The sequence below is a fragment of the uncultured Sphingopyxis sp. genome (assembly GCF_900078365.1).
Lineage (GTDB): Bacteria > Pseudomonadota > Alphaproteobacteria > Sphingomonadales > Sphingomonadaceae > Sphingopyxis.
This window is the reverse complement of record NZ_LT598653.1, coordinates 2,240,696-2,255,824: the sequence shown is the minus strand read 5'-3', so window position 1 is coordinate 2,255,824 and position 15,129 is coordinate 2,240,696. Positions and strand designations below refer to the sequence as shown.

At 66.8% G+C, this 15,129-nt stretch carries 17 protein-coding genes; 15 read left to right on the top strand and 2 right to left on the bottom strand.

Features of this window, described 5'->3' with window-relative positions; translation table 11 throughout:
* Window positions 1-4 precede the first annotated feature (4 nt).
* From QZL87_RS10400 to QZL87_RS10380, 5 genes are all read left to right on the top strand, one after another.
* Window positions 5-370: a PH domain-containing protein gene (locus QZL87_RS10400; RefSeq protein ID WP_295318993.1), complete on the top strand. Its 366-nt coding sequence runs from the start codon at window positions 5-7 to the stop codon at window positions 368-370.
* Window positions 371-484: 114 nt separating this feature from the next.
* Window positions 485-1,075: a fasciclin domain-containing protein gene (locus tag QZL87_RS10395; protein WP_295318991.1), complete on the top strand. Its 591-nt coding sequence runs from the start codon at window positions 485-487 to the stop codon at window positions 1,073-1,075.
* A gap of 348 nt (window positions 1,076-1,423) precedes the next feature.
* On the top strand, window positions 1,424-1,705 hold the full coding sequence (locus tag QZL87_RS10390) for a proton-translocating transhydrogenase family protein (protein WP_037556765.1): 282 nt from the start codon (window positions 1,424-1,426) through the stop codon (window positions 1,703-1,705).
* Between the two features lies 1 nt (window position 1,706).
* Window positions 1,707-3,209: an NAD(P)(+) transhydrogenase (Re/Si-specific) subunit beta gene (locus QZL87_RS10385; RefSeq protein WP_295318989.1), complete on the top strand. Its 1,503-nt coding sequence runs from the start codon at window positions 1,707-1,709 to the stop codon at window positions 3,207-3,209.
* A 107-nt stretch (window positions 3,210-3,316) separates the two neighbouring features.
* Entirely contained in the window at window positions 3,317-4,012 is a 696-nt protein-coding gene (locus QZL87_RS10380; RefSeq protein WP_295318986.1) for an amino acid racemase, read from the top strand.
* A 108-nt stretch (window positions 4,013-4,120) separates the two neighbouring features.
* On the opposite strand, the gene QZL87_RS10375 is transcribed toward QZL87_RS10380, so the two are convergent.
* Window positions 4,121-4,534 (bottom strand): DUF2147 domain-containing protein, encoded by a 414-nt coding sequence (locus QZL87_RS10375; protein WP_295318984.1) that lies wholly within the window; start codon window positions 4,532-4,534, stop codon window positions 4,121-4,123.
* A 96-nt stretch (window positions 4,535-4,630) separates the two neighbouring features.
* Between QZL87_RS10375 and QZL87_RS10370 the strand changes: the two genes are divergently transcribed.
* The 8 genes from QZL87_RS10370 to QZL87_RS10335 all read left to right on the top strand — a co-directional run bounded on the left by QZL87_RS10370 (window position 4,631) and on the right by QZL87_RS10335 (window position 12,669).
* Window positions 4,631-5,848: a parallel beta-helix domain-containing protein gene (locus QZL87_RS10370; RefSeq protein ID WP_295318981.1), complete on the top strand. Its 1,218-nt coding sequence runs from the start codon at window positions 4,631-4,633 to the stop codon at window positions 5,846-5,848.
* The gene (locus tag QZL87_RS10365; protein ID WP_295318979.1) at window positions 5,845-6,870 is read left to right on the top strand and encodes an SO2930 family diheme c-type cytochrome; all 1,026 of its coding nucleotides are present in this window, start codon (window positions 5,845-5,847) and stop codon (window positions 6,868-6,870) included. Before QZL87_RS10370 ends, QZL87_RS10365 begins: the two co-directional genes overlap by 4 nt.
* A gap of 145 nt (window positions 6,871-7,015) precedes the next feature.
* The gene (gene maiA / locus QZL87_RS10360) at window positions 7,016-7,648 is read left to right on the top strand and encodes a maleylacetoacetate isomerase (RefSeq protein WP_295318976.1); all 633 of its coding nucleotides are present in this window, start codon (window positions 7,016-7,018) and stop codon (window positions 7,646-7,648) included.
* Window positions 7,645-9,708 carry a TonB-dependent receptor gene (locus tag QZL87_RS10355; RefSeq protein ID WP_295318974.1) on the top strand — a complete coding sequence of 688 codons (2,064 nt, stop codon included), beginning with the start codon at window positions 7,645-7,647 and terminating at the stop codon, window positions 9,706-9,708. Before maiA ends, QZL87_RS10355 begins: the two co-directional genes overlap by 4 nt.
* Window positions 9,709-10,057: 349 nt before the next feature.
* On the top strand, window positions 10,058-10,504 hold the full coding sequence (locus tag QZL87_RS10350; protein ID WP_295318972.1) for a MarR family winged helix-turn-helix transcriptional regulator: 447 nt from the start codon (window positions 10,058-10,060) through the stop codon (window positions 10,502-10,504).
* Window positions 10,497-10,778: an HPr-rel-A system PqqD family peptide chaperone gene (locus tag QZL87_RS10345; RefSeq protein WP_295318970.1), complete on the top strand. Its 282-nt coding sequence runs from the start codon at window positions 10,497-10,499 to the stop codon at window positions 10,776-10,778. Before QZL87_RS10350 ends, QZL87_RS10345 begins: the two co-directional genes overlap by 8 nt.
* The gene (locus QZL87_RS10340; protein WP_295318968.1) at window positions 10,775-11,641 is read left to right on the top strand and encodes an HprK-related kinase A; all 867 of its coding nucleotides are present in this window, start codon (window positions 10,775-10,777) and stop codon (window positions 11,639-11,641) included. Before QZL87_RS10345 ends, QZL87_RS10340 begins: the two co-directional genes overlap by 4 nt.
* Window positions 11,638-12,669, top strand: coding sequence for a nucleotidyltransferase family protein (locus QZL87_RS10335; RefSeq protein WP_295318966.1), 1,032 nt, complete (start codon window positions 11,638-11,640; stop codon window positions 12,667-12,669). Before QZL87_RS10340 ends, QZL87_RS10335 begins: the two co-directional genes overlap by 4 nt.
* A 51-nt stretch (window positions 12,670-12,720) precedes the next feature.
* Here the strand turns inward: QZL87_RS10335 and QZL87_RS10330 are convergent, their stop codons facing one another.
* Window positions 12,721-13,383 (bottom strand): HAD family hydrolase, encoded by a 663-nt coding sequence (locus QZL87_RS10330; RefSeq protein WP_295318964.1) that lies wholly within the window; start codon window positions 13,381-13,383, stop codon window positions 12,721-12,723.
* Window positions 13,384-13,430: 47 nt separating this feature from the next.
* On the opposite strand from QZL87_RS10330, the gene glmU reads away from it, so the two are divergent.
* Entirely contained in the window at window positions 13,431-14,795 is a 1,365-nt protein-coding gene (gene glmU / locus QZL87_RS10325) for a bifunctional UDP-N-acetylglucosamine diphosphorylase/glucosamine-1-phosphate N-acetyltransferase GlmU (RefSeq protein WP_295318962.1), read from the top strand.
* Window positions 14,792-15,106, top strand: coding sequence for a hypothetical protein (locus QZL87_RS10320; protein WP_295318960.1), 315 nt, complete (start codon window positions 14,792-14,794; stop codon window positions 15,104-15,106). Before glmU ends, QZL87_RS10320 begins: the two co-directional genes overlap by 4 nt.
* The last annotated feature ends 23 nt before the right edge of the window (window positions 15,107-15,129 follow it).

The window sequence follows — 15,129 nt, the reverse complement described above, 5'->3', positions numbered from 1 at the left end:
AACGATGGGCCTGTTCAGCGCCGGGGATATCGATGTCGCTGGCGCGCAGGCCGAGTTTCAGGCCTGGCTGATCGACGGCGAGCGCGTTTTGGCGGCGTTCCGCACGGTGCGCGACACCGCGCTGCTCACCAATCTGCGCTTCATCTTCGTCGACGTGCAGGGGCTGACGGGGTCGAAGAAGGAATTTCTCAGCATTCCGTGGCGTTCGGTCACGCGCTTTTCGTTCGAGACGGCGGGAACCTTCGACCTCGACGCCGATATGAAGATGTGGGTTTCGGGCGCGGCGACGCCGCTCGAGGTCAAGATTTCGCGCAAAAGCGACCCGCAGCGCATCCACAAGCTGATGACGCAGCTGATCGTCGGCCGCTGAGGCGGCGCGTCACGAAAGACAGCCGGACGGTAACGGGAACGTCATCAAGCGCGTGTTGATGCCGGCGGGCGGCGGCGATTCGGCCGGCCGGCCATGTTTTTCGAAGGACGCTCCATGAAAATTCACCTGATCTGGGCCGCGGTGGCGGCGTTCGCCCTGACGGGCTGCGGCAAGGGCGATGCGCCGGCCGAACCGGTCGCGGGCGAAGGCGCGATGGCGGCCGCGATCGGCGGCGACGCCCCGGCGATGCAGGCGACGAGCAGCATCGCCGCGAACCTCGCGGCCTCGCCGATCCACCGGTCGTTGGCGGCGGCGCTGGCGCAGGCGGGGCTCGCCGCGAAGCTGTCGGGTGCGGGTCCGTTCACGGTCTTCGCGCCGACCGACGCCGGTTTCACGCAGGTCCCGCCGGTGACGCGCGACGGCTGGATGCGCCCGGCGCAGCAGGCGGTGCTCGCCAGCGTGCTCGACCATCATATCGTCCCGGGCAGGCTGACCGCCGCCGATCTGGCCGCGAAGATCGCCAAGGGCGGCGGCAGGGCGGTGCTCAGGACCGCCGGCGGGCAGGATCTGATCGCGACGAAAAGCGGAAATAGGATCCTGCTGACGAGCGGCAGCGGCAACAAGGCGGCGGTGACCGGGGCCGATCTCGCGCAGTCGAACGGTGTGGTTCATGTGATCGATGCGGTGCTGGTGCCGGCAATGTAGGCGGTTTGCCGCCGCCACGACGCCGACCGGCGGGTTTCGGCCGAAACTAACCGTCGCCCCCGCGAAGGCGGGGGCCGCTGTCGGTTTACGCAACACCGCTGATTAAGGCCGCTGGCGGCCCCCGCCTTCGCGGGGGCGACGGTTATAGGCAACGGCAGCTCCCCACCCCCGTTGCAGACGTTCGATTACCCAAGTCCAAGGGTTCGGCAACGATATTTTATGTCGGAAATTGCCTGCATTTCCTGCTTCGCGAAACGCCGGCGCGTCTTTTTCCCCGCTTTGGAGTCGACAGGCCGGACCGCGCGCGGCAAGAGGTGCGCGAAACGGAATCAGCAGGGGAGCGAGCCCGTGGATTTTATCGCCATTTTTTCGATTTTCGTGCTGGCGTGCTTCGTCGGCTATTTCGTCGTCTGGTCGGTGACCCCGGCGCTGCACACGCCGCTGATGAGCGTCACCAACGCCATTTCGTCGGTCATCATCGTCGGCGCCCTGATCGCCAGCGCCGCGGCGGGTTCGGCCTCGTCGAAATGGCTCGGCCTCGCCGCGGTGGTGATGGCGAGCATCAATATCTTCGGCGGCTTCGCGGTCACCGAACGCATGCTGGCGATGTACAAGAAGAAGGAACGCTGAGATGGACATCCAGCAGATCCTTGCCGCCGCAGCCGACGGCCACGGCGCCGTGAACCCGTGGGCGGCGATCGCCTATCTCGTTTCGGGCGTGCTTTTCATTCTCGCGCTGCGCGGCCTGTCGTCGCCCGCCTCGTCGCGCCGCGGCAACCGCTATGGCATGGCGGGCATGACGATCGCGGTCGTCACGACGCTCTTCACGCACGCGCCCTGGAAAACCGGCGACGCGACGAACAGCTATGCCGGGATCGATCCGGTCGCGATGGCCGAAATCCTCGCCGCCATCGGCATCGGCGCCGTGATCGGCATCGTGATGGCGCGCAAGATCGCGATGACCGCGATGCCGCAGCTCGTCGCGGCGTTTCACAGCCTCGTCGGCCTTGCCGCCGTTGCCGTCGCGGCGGCCGCCTATCTCAATCCGCAGGCGTTCGGGATCGCCGATGCCGCGGGGCAGATTTTCACGGTCAGCCGCATCGAAATGGGCCTCGGCATCGCGATCGGCGCGATCACCTTCTCGGGGAGCGTGATCGCCTTCCTCAAGCTCAACGGAAACATGTCGGGCGCGCCGATCATGCTGCCGGGGCGGCATGTCATCAATCTCGGCACGCTTGCCGCGATCATCGGGCTCGTCGCCTATTTCACCTTCGACCAGTCGCCGTGGGTGTTCTGGACGGTAACCGGGCTTAGCTTCCTCATTGGTTTCCTGCTGATCATCCCGATCGGCGGTGCCGACATGCCGGTCGTCGTGTCGATGCTCAACAGCTATTCGGGCTGGGCCGCGGCGGCGATGGGCTTCACGCTCGGCAACACCGCGATGATCATCACCGGCGCGCTCGTCGGCTCGTCGGGTGCGATCCTGTCCTACATCATGTGCCGCGCGATGAACCGCAGCTTCATCAGCGTGATCGCGGGCGGCTTCGGCGGCGACGATGCCGCGGCGGGCGCGGGCGGCGCGAAGGAACAGCGCCCGTGGAAGCCGGGCAGCGCCGACGACGCGGCTTTCCTGATGAGCCAGGCCGAAAATGTCATCATCGTCCCCGGTTACGGCATGGCGGTCGCGCAGGCGCAGCATGCGCTGCGCGAAATGGCCGATCAGCTCAAGAAGGAAGGCGTCAACGTCAAATATGCGATCCACCCCGTCGCGGGGCGCATGCCGGGCCATATGAACGTGCTGCTCGCCGAGGCGAACGTGCCCTATGACGAGGTGTTCGAGCTCGAGGACATCAATGGCGAATTCGCGCAGGCCGACGTCGCTTTCGTCATCGGCGCGAACGACGTGACCAACCCGGCGGCGAAGACCGACAAATCGTCGCCGATCTATGGCATGCCGATCCTCGATGTCGCCAATGCGAAGACCGTGCTGTTCGTGAAGCGTTCGATGGGCGGGGTCGGCTATGCCGGCGTCGACAACGATGTGTTCTACATGGACCAGACGATGATGCTGCTCGGCGATGCGAAGAAGATGGCCGACGACATCGTCAAGGCGCTGAGCGGCAGCGGGCATTGACATAAAGCGTCGCCCCCGCGAAGGCGGGGGCCGCTGGCAGCCTTGCGCTACCTCGACAGCGGCCCCCGCCTTCGCGGGGGCGACGTGTTTTTGAGACAGGGAACCTTATGCGCAAAATCGGCCTGATCGGGGGAATGAGCTGGGCGTCGACCGAGCTATACTACCGCCACCTCAACAAGGGCGTGCAAAAGCGCCTTGGGACAGCCTGTTCGGCGCCGATCCTGATGGAGAGCCTCAACTATTGCGAGCTGTCGCGGATCACGACGGCCGAGCAATGGGCGCATGCGAAGGACGTGCTCATCGCTTCGGCGAAGCGGCTCGAGGATGCAGGCGCGACCGCGCTGATGATCGCGGCCAATTCGATGCACAAGGTCGCCGAGGATGTCGCGGCGGCGATCTCCATCCCCTTGCTCCACATCGTCGACGAGACGGGCGAGAAGATGAAGGCCGACGGGATCAAGGCGGCCGCGGTGATCGGCACGCGCAATGTGATGACCGAACCCTGGTTCCGCCAGCGGCTCGTCCGCCACGGGCTGACGCTCGCGCCCTATGACGCGAGCCGCGCCGACGAGATCGACCGGATCATCTACGAAGAGCTGATGCTCGGCAAGGCGAACGAAAGCTCGCGCCGGACGATGAAGACTTTTATCACCGACATCGCGAAGCAGGATGTGCAGGCGGTGGTGCTCGCCTGCACCGAACTGGTGATGCTCGTCGACACCGACGCCAATGTCCTGCCGATTTACGACACGACGCGGATACATGTCGCGGCGGGGGTCGACTGGATTTTGGGCGAGGGGTGACCTTCTCCCCTCCCGCTTGCGGGAGGGGTTGGGGGAGGGCATGTTGCCCGTCGCCCGTTCCTGAGCTGGAACAGCCCCTCCCCTAACCCCTCCCGCAAGCGGGGACTCTTACCCCACGCGCGTCCACGTCACGGTGCGGCAGAACACCGCCACGCAGCCCTTCATCGTCAGCTTGTCGCCCTTCACGCGCAGGTGCGCGTTGTAATAGCGGCCGTCTTCGGGGCTATAGCCTTCGCCTTTCCAGCCGCCCTCGTGCGGGACGAGGTCCCAATAGATTTGCAGCCCCTCGACCATGCGGCCGCGCTTGGCCTTGTCGGGGTTGCGCTCGTCGCGCTGGCCGCCCGCCGGTTCCTTGATCAAAAGCTCGGCGATGCGGCCGCACATCTTCGTGCCGCACGGCGCCATCGCGACGATGCCCTTGCCGTCGTCGGTTTTCCAGCGGCCCGACAGCGAGGCGGGCGCCCCGGCAATCGATGGCGCGGCGATCAAGGCGACAAGCGCCAGTCCTATTCTGTGTATCAAGCGACCTCTCCCCGGTTAGCTACACATATGTCAGCAACCCGCTTGGCATCCGTCAAGTCTTGGACCATGCTCCCGTGAAAATCAGGGGAGAGACATATGCGATTCCATGGCCTCAACCGCCACGTGGCGACGCTCTGCATCGCGGCGGCGCTTGCCGCCCAGCCGGCAGCGGCGAAAGTCATCAGCGTCAGTGCGGAAACGCCCGACGCCAATGAAAAGCTGCAGGAGGCGCTGATCCTCGCCGAACCGGGCGATACGGTGCAGTTGGGCGCGGGCATCTGGAAGCTGACCGACGGGCTGTCGCTCGACGTTGCCGGCGTTACGGTGCGCGGCGCCGGGGCGGGCGAGGGCGGGTCGATCCTCGACTTTTCGGGGCAGCAGGGCGCGGGCGAGGGTCTGCTCGTCACCTCCGATGATGTGCTGCTCACCGAATTCGCCGTGCTCGATACGAAGGGCGACGGGATCAAGTCGAAGGGCGCCGACCGCATCGTCTATCACAAGCTGCGCGTCGAATGGACCGCGGGGCCGAAGGAAACCAACGGTGCATACGGCATCTATCCGGTCGAGAGCAGCGACGTGCTGATCGACAGCGTCTATGTGCGCGGCGCGTCGGATGCGGGCATCTACGTCGGCCAGTCGAAGAATATCGTCGTCCGCGATTCGATCGCGACCGAGAATGTCGCGGGGATCGAGATCGAGAACAGCTATGACGCCGACGTTCACGACAATGTCGCGACGAAGAATACCGGCGGCATCCTGGTGTTCGATCTGCCGAGCCTGCCGATGCAGGGCGGGCACAATGTCCGCGTGTTTGAAAATATCGTGAGCGACAACAGCACGCCCAACTTCGCGCCGAAGGGCAATATCGTCGCGAGCGTGCCGACGGGCACGGGCGTGCTGATCATGGCGAACCGCAATGTCGAGATTTTCGACAATATCTTCGATAATAACGGCACCGCCAATGTGATGATCGTCGGCTATCGCTACGAGCATAAGGACCCGAAATATCAGCCGCTGCCCAAGGCGATCGTTGTGCGCGGCAACCAGCATGGCAAGGCGGGCTATGCGCCCCAATTCCCCGGCGGCGACCAAATCGCGGCGGCGATGGGCGGGAGCATTCCGCCGATATTGTGGGACGGCGCGGGCGATGCGGTCGTGCTCGACGAGGTCGGGGTGCTGTCGCTGAACCTGCCCGACGTGAAAACGCCGCAGAGCGAAGCGAAGCCCGCTCCCGCCGACCTGTCGAAGGGCACGCCGCCCGCGGCGCTGCCGGCGATCAAGCTGCCCGAAAGCATGGAGGCGAAGGTCAAGTGAAACGCGTTTTCGCCGCGCTCGGTGCGGCGCTGCTATGTGCGAGCGGGGGAGCGGCAGGATCACTCCCCGGCGTCGATCAGGCGCTCGTCGAGAGCGACGCGATGCCGCCGAAGCTGTCGGCCTTCGGACTGTTTCGCGGCAACGACCCCAAGCAGCCCGCGACGGGCATCGGCTATACGCTGCGCGCGCCGCTGTTCAGCGACTATACCGACAAGCATCGCTTCGTCTCCATTCCGGCAGGGAAGAAGGCGACGGTCGCCGCCGACGGGACGATCGCATTTCCGGTGGGCACGGTGCTCGTCAAAAGCTTCGGCTGGCCGGACGTCAACGAAGGGCGCCCGGTCGAAACGCGCTTGCTGATCCATCGTGCCGCGGGCTGGGTCGCCTTGCCCTATATATGGGACGCCGACGGCAAGGACGCGACGCTGGCGCTCGGCGGGCGGCGCGTGCCGGTGACGTTCAAGAGTCCCGATGGTGCGACGCACAGCATCCGCTATGCGGTGCCGAACAAGAACCAGTGCAAGGAATGCCACAGCCTGAACGGCGAAATCGTGCCGATCGGGCCAAAGGCACGGAACTTCATCCTCGACCCCGCGGCTTCGGACGAGCTGCGCGCCCTCTATTTCGCGAATCCGGCGGAGCTGAAACCGGTGATGCCGCAGTGGGACGATCCGAAAGCTGGCAGCGTTGCGACCCGCGCCCGCGCCTATCTCGACGTCAATTGCGCGCATTGCCACAACCCGGCGGGCAGCGCGTCGAACAGCGGGCTGTTCCTGCGCTGGACCGACGATCCCAAGAGCGTCAACTATGGCATCGGCAAGCGCCCGACCGCAGCGGGACGCGGCAGCGGGGGCATGGAGTTCGCGATTGCGCCCGGCGATCCCGACCATAGTTTCCTGATCTATCGCCTCGAAAGCACCGATCCCGGCATCGCGATGCCCGAGGTCGGGCGATCTACGGTTCACAAGGAAGGCGCGGCGCTGCTCCGGCAATGGATTGCGGAGATGCCGAAGGGTGAGTGATCGCTGGCGATCGGCCTTGAATGAAGCGCGCGCCCCTCATATTCGTCATCCCCGCGAAGGCCGGGATCTCACCGGTCCGGCCTGACGCAAGGGCGAGATCCCGGCCTTCGCCGGGATGACGATGAAAGAATGGCGCGCACGATTTATGACCACCCTCGTCCTCCATGATTATTTCCGCTCCTCGGCCAGCTTTCGCGTCCGTATCGCGCTCAACCTGAAAGGGCTCGACTATAGCCGTGTCGAAGTCAGCCTGATCGCGGGCGAGCAGCGCAGCGACGCCTATCTGGAGCAGAATGCGCAGGGCTTCGTGCCGATGCTTGTCGTCGACGGCGAGCCGATCATCCAGAGCATGGCGATCATCGACTGGCTCGACCGCGCCTATCCCGAACCGCGGCTGATCCCCGAGGAGGCGATGCCGCGCGCGGTCGCGCTTGCGCGCGCGCAGGTGATCGCGAGCGACATCCACCCGCTCAACAACCTTCGCGTGCTCAAATATCTGAAGCGCGACCTCGGGCTCAACGAACAGACCAAGGACCGCTGGTATCGCCACTGGATCGTGCAAGGCTTCGACGCGCTCGAAGCGATGGCAGGCGATGGGCGCTTCCTTGGCGGCGACACGCCGGGGATCGCCGACTGCTGCCTCGTCCCGCAAATGTATAATGCGCGGCGGTTCGAGACCCCGCTCGACGATTATCCGCGGCTCGTCGCGATCGACGCGGCGTGCATGGAGCATGACGCGTTCAAGAAGGCGCATCCCGACGCGGTCAAGCCCGCGTGATCCGGCTGCTTGCGGGAACCGCGGTGCTGGCGCTGCCGGCGGCGGCCGTAGCGCAGGAGGCGAGCGAACTCGAACCCGATTTCGACGGGGGCTGCTGCGTGTGGCTCGGCCAGCGAATTGCGCGCGACGTCATCATCGTGAACGGGAGCGGCCAGTTGCGCCGGACGAACAGCGACAGAGTTCAGGGTTCGGTTGTCATTTCCGACGTGCAGCCCGGCCTCGGCGTGCGTGTCGAGAATCGCCTGCGCGACGAGGCGGGCATCGTCCAGTTCCGCCGATCCGACGGCCGCTCGGCGCATCCGACAAGTCAGGGCGTGACGCTGCGCGGGCTCGGCGGCAATGCGTCGAGCCGCGCGCTGGTGACGCTCGATGGCGTGCCGCAGTCCGATCCGTTCGGCGGCTGGGTCGCGTGGAGCGCATATGATGCGGTGGGTCTCGGCGGCATCGTCGTGACGCGCGGCGGGGGCAGCGGCGCCGACGGGCCGGGCGCGCTGGCGGGGACGATCGGCCTCCATTCGACGATGACCGACGGCGTCGAAGCGAGTCTTGCCTATGGCAGCCGCGACGGATGGGACGCTTCCGCGTCGGTGGGCGGTCAGGTCGGCGGCGGGCAGGTCGCCGTTGACGGCCGCTATAGCCGGGGCGACGGGTTCATCCCCGTCGCACAAGGACAGCGCGGCGCGGCGGACCGCGCGGCCCCCTATGAGCAGGGCGGGTTGGGGCTGCGCCTGCGTTTCGATGCCGGCGACAGCAGCCGGATCGAAGCGAGCGTTCGTGGCTTCTCCGACCAGCGTGATCGCGGCGTCGATTTCACGACGAGCAAGACCGGCGGCGTCGATGCCAGCGTGCGTTTCGTCCACGACCCCGCGGGAGCGACCCAATGGCTCGCGCTCGGCTATATCCAGCTCCGCGATTTCGAGAGCGGCTTCGCGAGCGTCGCGGCGGGGCGCGGCAGCGCGAACCCCGCCTTGTTCCAGCGCATCCCCGCCACCGGCCTCGGCGGCCGCTTCGAACTGCGTCCCGCGATCGGCGACGCCAATCCGCTCCGCATCGGTGCCGACTGGCGGCGCACGGTGGGCCGGACCGAGGAGGACTTCTTCTTTACGGACGGCGTTCCCGGCCGCCATCGCTCGGCCGGGGGCAGCAGCGACACCGTCGGCGCCTTTGCCGAATGGACATCGGGCAACCAATATGACGGCTTCCTCTGGACGCTGAGCGGGCGCGTCGATCGCTGGTGGCTTGGCACCGGCTATCGGCTCGAGCGCAATCGCGGCGGCGGGCCGGTGATCACCGATCTCGGCTTTGCCGCGCGGCAGGGATGGGAAGCCAGCGGGCGCGCGGGCGTGCGCTGGACGTCGGATTCGGTTTCGCTGCGCGCCGCCGCCTATCGCGGCTGGCGGCTGCCGACGCTCAACGAGCTTTACCGCCCGTTCCGCGTCGGCGCCGAAACCACCCTCGCCAACGAAATGCTGAAACCCGAACGGCTGTGGGGCGGCGAGGTCGGCGCCGGCTGGGAAAGCGGCGGGACGATCCTGTCGGTCACGCTCTTCGCCAACCGGCTGACGAACGCCATCGCCAATGTGACGCTCGCGCCGAACCTCAACCAGCGGCAGAATCTCGACGCGATCGACAGCAAGGGCGTCGAGGTGATGGCCGAGCAGCGGATCGGACCCGCGACGCTGCGCGCGACCTATGCCTTTACCGACGCCGAGGTCGACGCTTCGGGCGGAGCGGCGATGCTCGACGGCCGCCGCCCGGCGCAGATCGCGAAACATGGCGGTAGCGTATCGCTGCGCAGCAATGCGCAAGGACCGTTGGGTGGCTTCGCGACGCTGCGCTATATCGGCGAGCAGAATGAGGATGATCTCGGGCTGCTGGCGCTCGACGACGCGCTGACGCTGGACGCCGGGCTGTCGTGGCGGTTCAGCGAGGCGGTCAGCATCGAGGCGCGCGGCGAGAATCTGTTCGACGCGCTGGTGCCGGCGGCGATTTTCTCCTCGGGCATCGTCGAGCGCGCGACGCCGCGGACCTTGTGGATCGGTGCGCGCCTGTCTTTCTGATTTTCGGAATTTCACGCAAAGGCGCAAAGGCGCGAAGAAAGAATATCTCACACAAAGACACAAAGATGGCGCGCGCTCGTGCGGGGGTGGCTTGTCGCCGCAGGCGACCGTGAAAAGGGGCTTCGCGCGATCCAGGAACTGCGACGCCGGTTCAGGCCACCCTCTTTGTGTCTTTGTGTGAGTCCATTTTTCCTTTCTTCGCGCCTTTGCGCGTTTGCGTGAGATGCTTTCCTCCGGCCACGGCGCCGCGCGTAGGGCAGCGTGCGTTTGACATTCCGGCCTTCACAGGTCCGAAACAGGCGATAGGATAGTAGCCGCCGGGAATGACGCGTGTGGGGATTGGGTAAGCATGGCCGCGAAGAAGCTGAATCTGGACAATTTCCTGCCCTATCGCCTGTCCATCGCCTCGAACGCCCTGTCGAGCCGGATCGCCGCCGAATATGAGAATCGCTTCGGACTCAAGATTCCCGAATGGCGGCTGATGGCGGTGCTCGGCGAAGGCCAGCCCAAGACGCAGCGCGAACTCGTCGCCGCGACGCGCATGGACAAGGTCACGGTAAGCCGCGCTGCGAAGGCGCTCGCGGATCGACAACTGATCGCGCGCCAGGCGCATGAGGCCGACGGGCGCTCGCACCATCTCGATCTCACCGAGACCGGGCGCTCGCTCTATGACGCGATCGTCCCGGCGGCGCTCGCGAGCGAGACGCAGCTCGAATCGAAACTCAGCGCGCGCGAACGCGCGACATTGATGGCGATCCTCGCCAAGCTGATCGTCGCCGCCGAAGATTATGGCTGATCGCGCCTATCGCGCCGCGCCGGCCGATGCGCTGCATATCGAGCCGCTCGGCGAACTGACCGCGATCTTCGACCGGCGATCGATACAGACGCACCTCGTCGTGTCGCCGGTGCCCGAGATATTGGACGCACTGGGCGCCGACGCCTGCACCCCTGCGCGCCTCGCCGAGCGGCTCGCTGCGACGTTCGACCTCGGCAGCGCGGAGGAGGCGCAGCCGATCCTCGCCGAGCGGCTTTCCGAGCTTGCGGCGATGGGGCTGGTGGAGCGCGCGTGAGGCATAGCGCACGCATCGCGGTCGGCCCGGTGCAATTCCGCATCGGCAGCGACTGGGCGGCACCGGTCGCGGCGCTCGAACGTCTCTATGCGAGCTATCCGCAGGACGAAACGCGCCCCGCCGACGCGACGGTGCGGCTGTTCGCGGGGCGGCCGTGGCGGCGCTGGCTGCGCCCCTCGGTGCATATCGGCGGCGATTTCGTCGTGCCCGGCGCGCTGCCGCTGCCGCTGTCGATGGGGCTGCTCGCCGCCGAGATGGGGATGAATTTGCAGGTCGCGCTGGGATGGCGACGGCACCTGCTGCTCCACGCGAGCGCGGTCGCGAAGGACGGCCGCGCGCTGATCATGTCGGGCGAATCGGGGTCGGGCAAATCGACGCTCGCCGCGCTGCTCGGCGAGGGCGACTGGCGGCTGATGGGCGACGAGTTCACGCTGATCGACCCGTCGGGCGGCGACGCCTTCGCTTTCCCGCGCGCGGTGAGTCTGAAAAATGAAGCGATCGCCGAAGTCGCGGCGCGCGTCGATCCGGCGCGGCTCGGCCCCTTGATGACGGGGACGCCGAAGGGCGACGTCCGCCACCTGATCCCGCGTGCCGATGCGATCGCCGCGATGCACGCGCCCGCGCGCCCCGCGCTGCTGCTCTTCCCGCGCTTTGGGGGAGAGGCCGCCGTCGAGCCGATGGGCGAGGGCGAGGCGTTCGTCAGGCTGACCGAGGCGTCGACCAACTATGTCGCGCTCGGCGAGGCGGGCTTCGCCGCGCTGACGCGGCTGGTGCGCGAAACGCCGGCGTTCGGCATCACCTATCCCGACAGCGCGGCGGGGATCGCGCTGGTCGAGCAATTATGGGCGGAGGCGGCACGGTGAGCGCGGTCGCCGCCTTCGTCGATCTGCTCGCCGGGCGGCGCGCCCCGGCGGCGCTCGCGCCGCGCGACTGGGACGGGGTGATCGGCGTCGCGCGCAGCGAGGCGATGCTCGCGACGCTCGCGCACCGGCTCGAAGGCGCGGCGCTGCCGTCCAGCGTCGCGGCGCTGTTCGCCGACCAGCGCGCGGCGGCGGCGGTCGCGCAGGCGCAGGCCCTTTGGGAGGCCGAAATGGCGCGCCGCGCGCTCGCGCCCGCGGGGATCGAATTCGTGCTGCTCAAGGGCGCGGCCTATGCCGCCGCGGGCATGGCGTGCGCGGCGGGGCGGCAGATCGGCGACCTCGACATCCTCGTGCTCGCCGCCGACATCCGCCGCGCCGAAAATGCGCTGCTCAAGGCGGGGTGGGAATGGGTCAAGTCGGACCCCTATGACGATCATTATTACCGCGCGCACATGCACGAGCTGCCGCCGATGATCCACTCGGGCCGCGACCGGATGATCGACGTCCACCACACGATCCTGCCAAAGACGCATCGCATCACGCCCGACGCGCTCGTCCTGATCGCCGATGCCGTCGAACTTCCCTCAGGCTTTCGAATACTCAACCCCGCTGCGATGGCCTGCCATTGCGCCGCCCACCTGCTGGCCGACGGCGACTTGCAGGGGGGGCTGAGAAATCTCTGGGATTTTCACTGCCTCGTCCTCGATTTCGTCAAGGCCGATCCGGACTTTTATCTCGACGCGATCGAGGAGGCCGCCCGGCACGGCCTTGTCGATGTCGTCAAACGGGCCTTTCGACTTTCCCACCGGCTCTACGGCACACCGCTCAAGGCCTATTCCGGGCCTTCGGCGATCGAGTTCGACCGCCGGTGGAGCGACGATCTGTTCGCCCGCCGACTGCTCGCGCGCGACGACTGGGGGCGGGTGACGAACCCGCTGCTCGAACAGGCCTTCTACATCCGCTCGCACTGGCTGCGCATGCCGCCCGCGATGCTCGCGAAGCATCTCTGGACGAAGTGGCGGAAACGATAGGGCTTCTGATATCCGTCATCCCGGCGCAGGCCGGGCTGACGGGGGAGGAGACTAGAGCCGCGCGAGCAGCGGGACCAGTTCGTCATAATGATCGATCACATGGTCGGCGCCCAGCTCGCCCGCGGGCCGGTCGAGGAAGCCGAAGCTGACCGCGACGCTCGGCACGTCCGCATTCTTCGCCGCCATGACGTCATAGATGCTGTCGCCGACGAAGGCCGCGGGCCCTCCGCCGCACCGCTCGATCATCGCGCGGATCGGCTCGGGCGAGGGTTTGCGTGCTCCCACCGTGTCGCCGCCGATGATCGTCGCCATCCGGTCGGCGAGGCCCAGTTCGCCGAGCAACTGGCGCGCGAGTCCCTCGAGCTTGTTGGTCACGACCGCGGTGCGCACGCCGAGCGCGTCGAGCCGGTCGAGCGCGGCGACGACGCCCGGAAAGGGGCGGCTGTGGACCGCGATATGCGCTTCGTAAAAGCGCAGCAGTTCCGGATAGAGGCGTTCGACCGCGCCATCGGGAACGCCGCCCGAGGCGCGCAAGCCCTCTTCGAGCATATGCTTCGCGCCGCGCCCGATCATCGGCCGCACCGCCGCCTCGGCAAGCGGCGCGCGATCCATTTGCGCGAGCGTATGATTGACCGCCGCGGCAAGGTCGCCGAGCGTGTCGATGAGCGTGCCGTCGAGGTCGAAGCCGATGGTCGCGAAAGGAAATCCGTTCATCCGCCGCGCATGGCGCGATGCTCTGGAAACCGCAATGATTTGCTGGCATGGCAGCGGCCATGAGCAATCCCATCGCCGCCATCATCCTTGCCGCGGGCAAGGGCACCCGCATGAAGTCCGACCTGCACAAGGTGCTGCACCCGATCGCGGGGCGGCCGATGCTGCTGCATCTGATGGCGAGTTTTTCCGCGCTGCCGCCCGCGAAGACGGTCGTGGTCGTGGGCGACAAGCGCGATCAGGTCGAGGCCGCCGTCGCCGGGACGGGCGCGCTGGTCGCGGTGCAGGATCCGCAACTCGGAACGGCGCATGCCGCACTTCAGGCGAAGGATGCTCTCGCGGGGTTCGACGGCACTGTGCTCGTCTGTTTCGGCGATTGTCCGATGCTCACCGCCGGGACCATCCGCCGCCTCTGCGCTCCGCTGGAAACGGGCGCGCTGGTCGCGGTGCTGGGTTTCCGCCCGCGTGATACCGCCGCCTATGGGCGGATCATCGCCGATGCCGATGGCAATGTGTCGAAGATGGTCGAGCATAAGGACGCGAGCCCCGAAGAACGCGCGGTCGATTTGTGCAACTCGGGCGTTATCGTGGCGGCCGCCCACGACATGTGGCGGCTGCTCGAAGCGGTCGGCAACGACAATGCCGCGGGTGAATATTATCTGCCCGATGTCGCGACCGGCGCGATCGCCGAGGGGCAGCGGGTCGCCGTTGTCGAAGCCGACGCGGCCGAGGTTGCCGGGATCAACAGCCGCGCCGAACTCGCGGCCGCCGAAGCGCAATGGCAGGCGTTCAAGCGCGAGGAGGCGATGGCGGGCGGCGCGTCGCTGCGCGCGCCCGATACCGTCTGGTTCTCGTGGGATACCGAGCTCGGCCGCGACGTGACGATCGAGCCGAACGTCTTTTTCGGCCCGGGGGTGAAGGTGGCCGACGGCGTCAACATCCGCGCCAACAGCCATATCGAAGGCGCGACGATCGGCGCGGGTTGCGAGGTCGGCCCCTTCGCGCGTCTGCGCCCGGGCACGGTGCTCGGCGAAAAGGCGAAGATCGGCAATTTCGTCGAGACGAAAAAGGCGGTGCTCGGCGAGGGTGCGAAAGCGAACCACCTCACATACCTCGGCGACGCGACGGTCGGGGCGGGCGCGAATATCGGCGCGGGGACGATCACCTGCAATTACGATGGCTATTTCAAATATAAGACCGAGATCGGCGAGCGCGCCTTCATCGGATCGAACAGCGCGCTCGTCGCGCCGGTGAAGATCGGCGCCGACGCGATCGTCGCGGCGGGCAGCGCGGTGACGCGCGACGTCGCCGATGGCGAACTCCGCCTCGTCCGCGGCGAGCAGTTGATGAAGCCCGGCTGGGCCGACCGCTTCCACGACGCGATGCGCAAGAAGAAGGCGGCGGACACGAAATGAGCGACCGCTATACCGACAAGCCGTTCCTGCGCTTCGTCGACGCGTGGGTGCTGAAGGCGATCGACCAACTCGACCCCGAGACGGAGGCCTATTGCCAGGCGATGGCGCCGCAGCTCGAGCAGAGCTTTGGCGTCAAGGGAAACTGGGAACAGATTGTCGCGCGGCAGATGAAATTCGGCCCCGAATTGCCCGCCCAGATCCGGAAGATATGGACCGACGGCAAGGCGCGCTATGCCGAGGGTCACGGCGAGGCCGCAGATCCGCGGCAGTTCGCGATGATCTTCGTCGATCGCAATTTCGGGCGCGCTTGACATGATATCATGATATGATATCA

Coding starts and splice junctions, on each gene's coding strand:
- QZL87_RS10400 (WP_295318993.1), top strand. CDS start 5: ATGGGCCTGTTCAGCGCCGGGGATATCGATGTCGCTGGCGCGCAGGCC.
- QZL87_RS10395 (WP_295318991.1), top strand. CDS start 485: ATGAAAATTCACCTGATCTGGGCCGCGGTGGCGGCGTTCGCCCTGACG.
- QZL87_RS10385 (WP_295318989.1), top strand. CDS start 1,707: ATGGACATCCAGCAGATCCTTGCCGCCGCAGCCGACGGCCACGGCGCC.
- QZL87_RS10380 (WP_295318986.1), top strand. CDS start 3,317: ATGCGCAAAATCGGCCTGATCGGGGGAATGAGCTGGGCGTCGACCGAG.
- QZL87_RS10370 (WP_295318981.1), top strand. CDS start 4,631: ATGCGATTCCATGGCCTCAACCGCCACGTGGCGACGCTCTGCATCGCG.
- maiA (WP_295318976.1), top strand. CDS start 7,016: ATGACCACCCTCGTCCTCCATGATTATTTCCGCTCCTCGGCCAGCTTT.
- QZL87_RS10350 (WP_295318972.1), top strand. CDS start 10,058: ATGGCCGCGAAGAAGCTGAATCTGGACAATTTCCTGCCCTATCGCCTG.
- QZL87_RS10345 (WP_295318970.1), top strand. CDS start 10,497: ATGGCTGATCGCGCCTATCGCGCCGCGCCGGCCGATGCGCTGCATATC.
- QZL87_RS10330 (WP_295318964.1), bottom strand. CDS start 13,383: ATGAACGGATTTCCTTTCGCGACCATCGGCTTCGACCTCGACGGCACG.
- glmU (WP_295318962.1), top strand. CDS start 13,431: ATGGCAGCGGCCATGAGCAATCCCATCGCCGCCATCATCCTTGCCGCG.
- QZL87_RS10320 (WP_295318960.1), top strand. CDS start 14,792: ATGAGCGACCGCTATACCGACAAGCCGTTCCTGCGCTTCGTCGACGCG.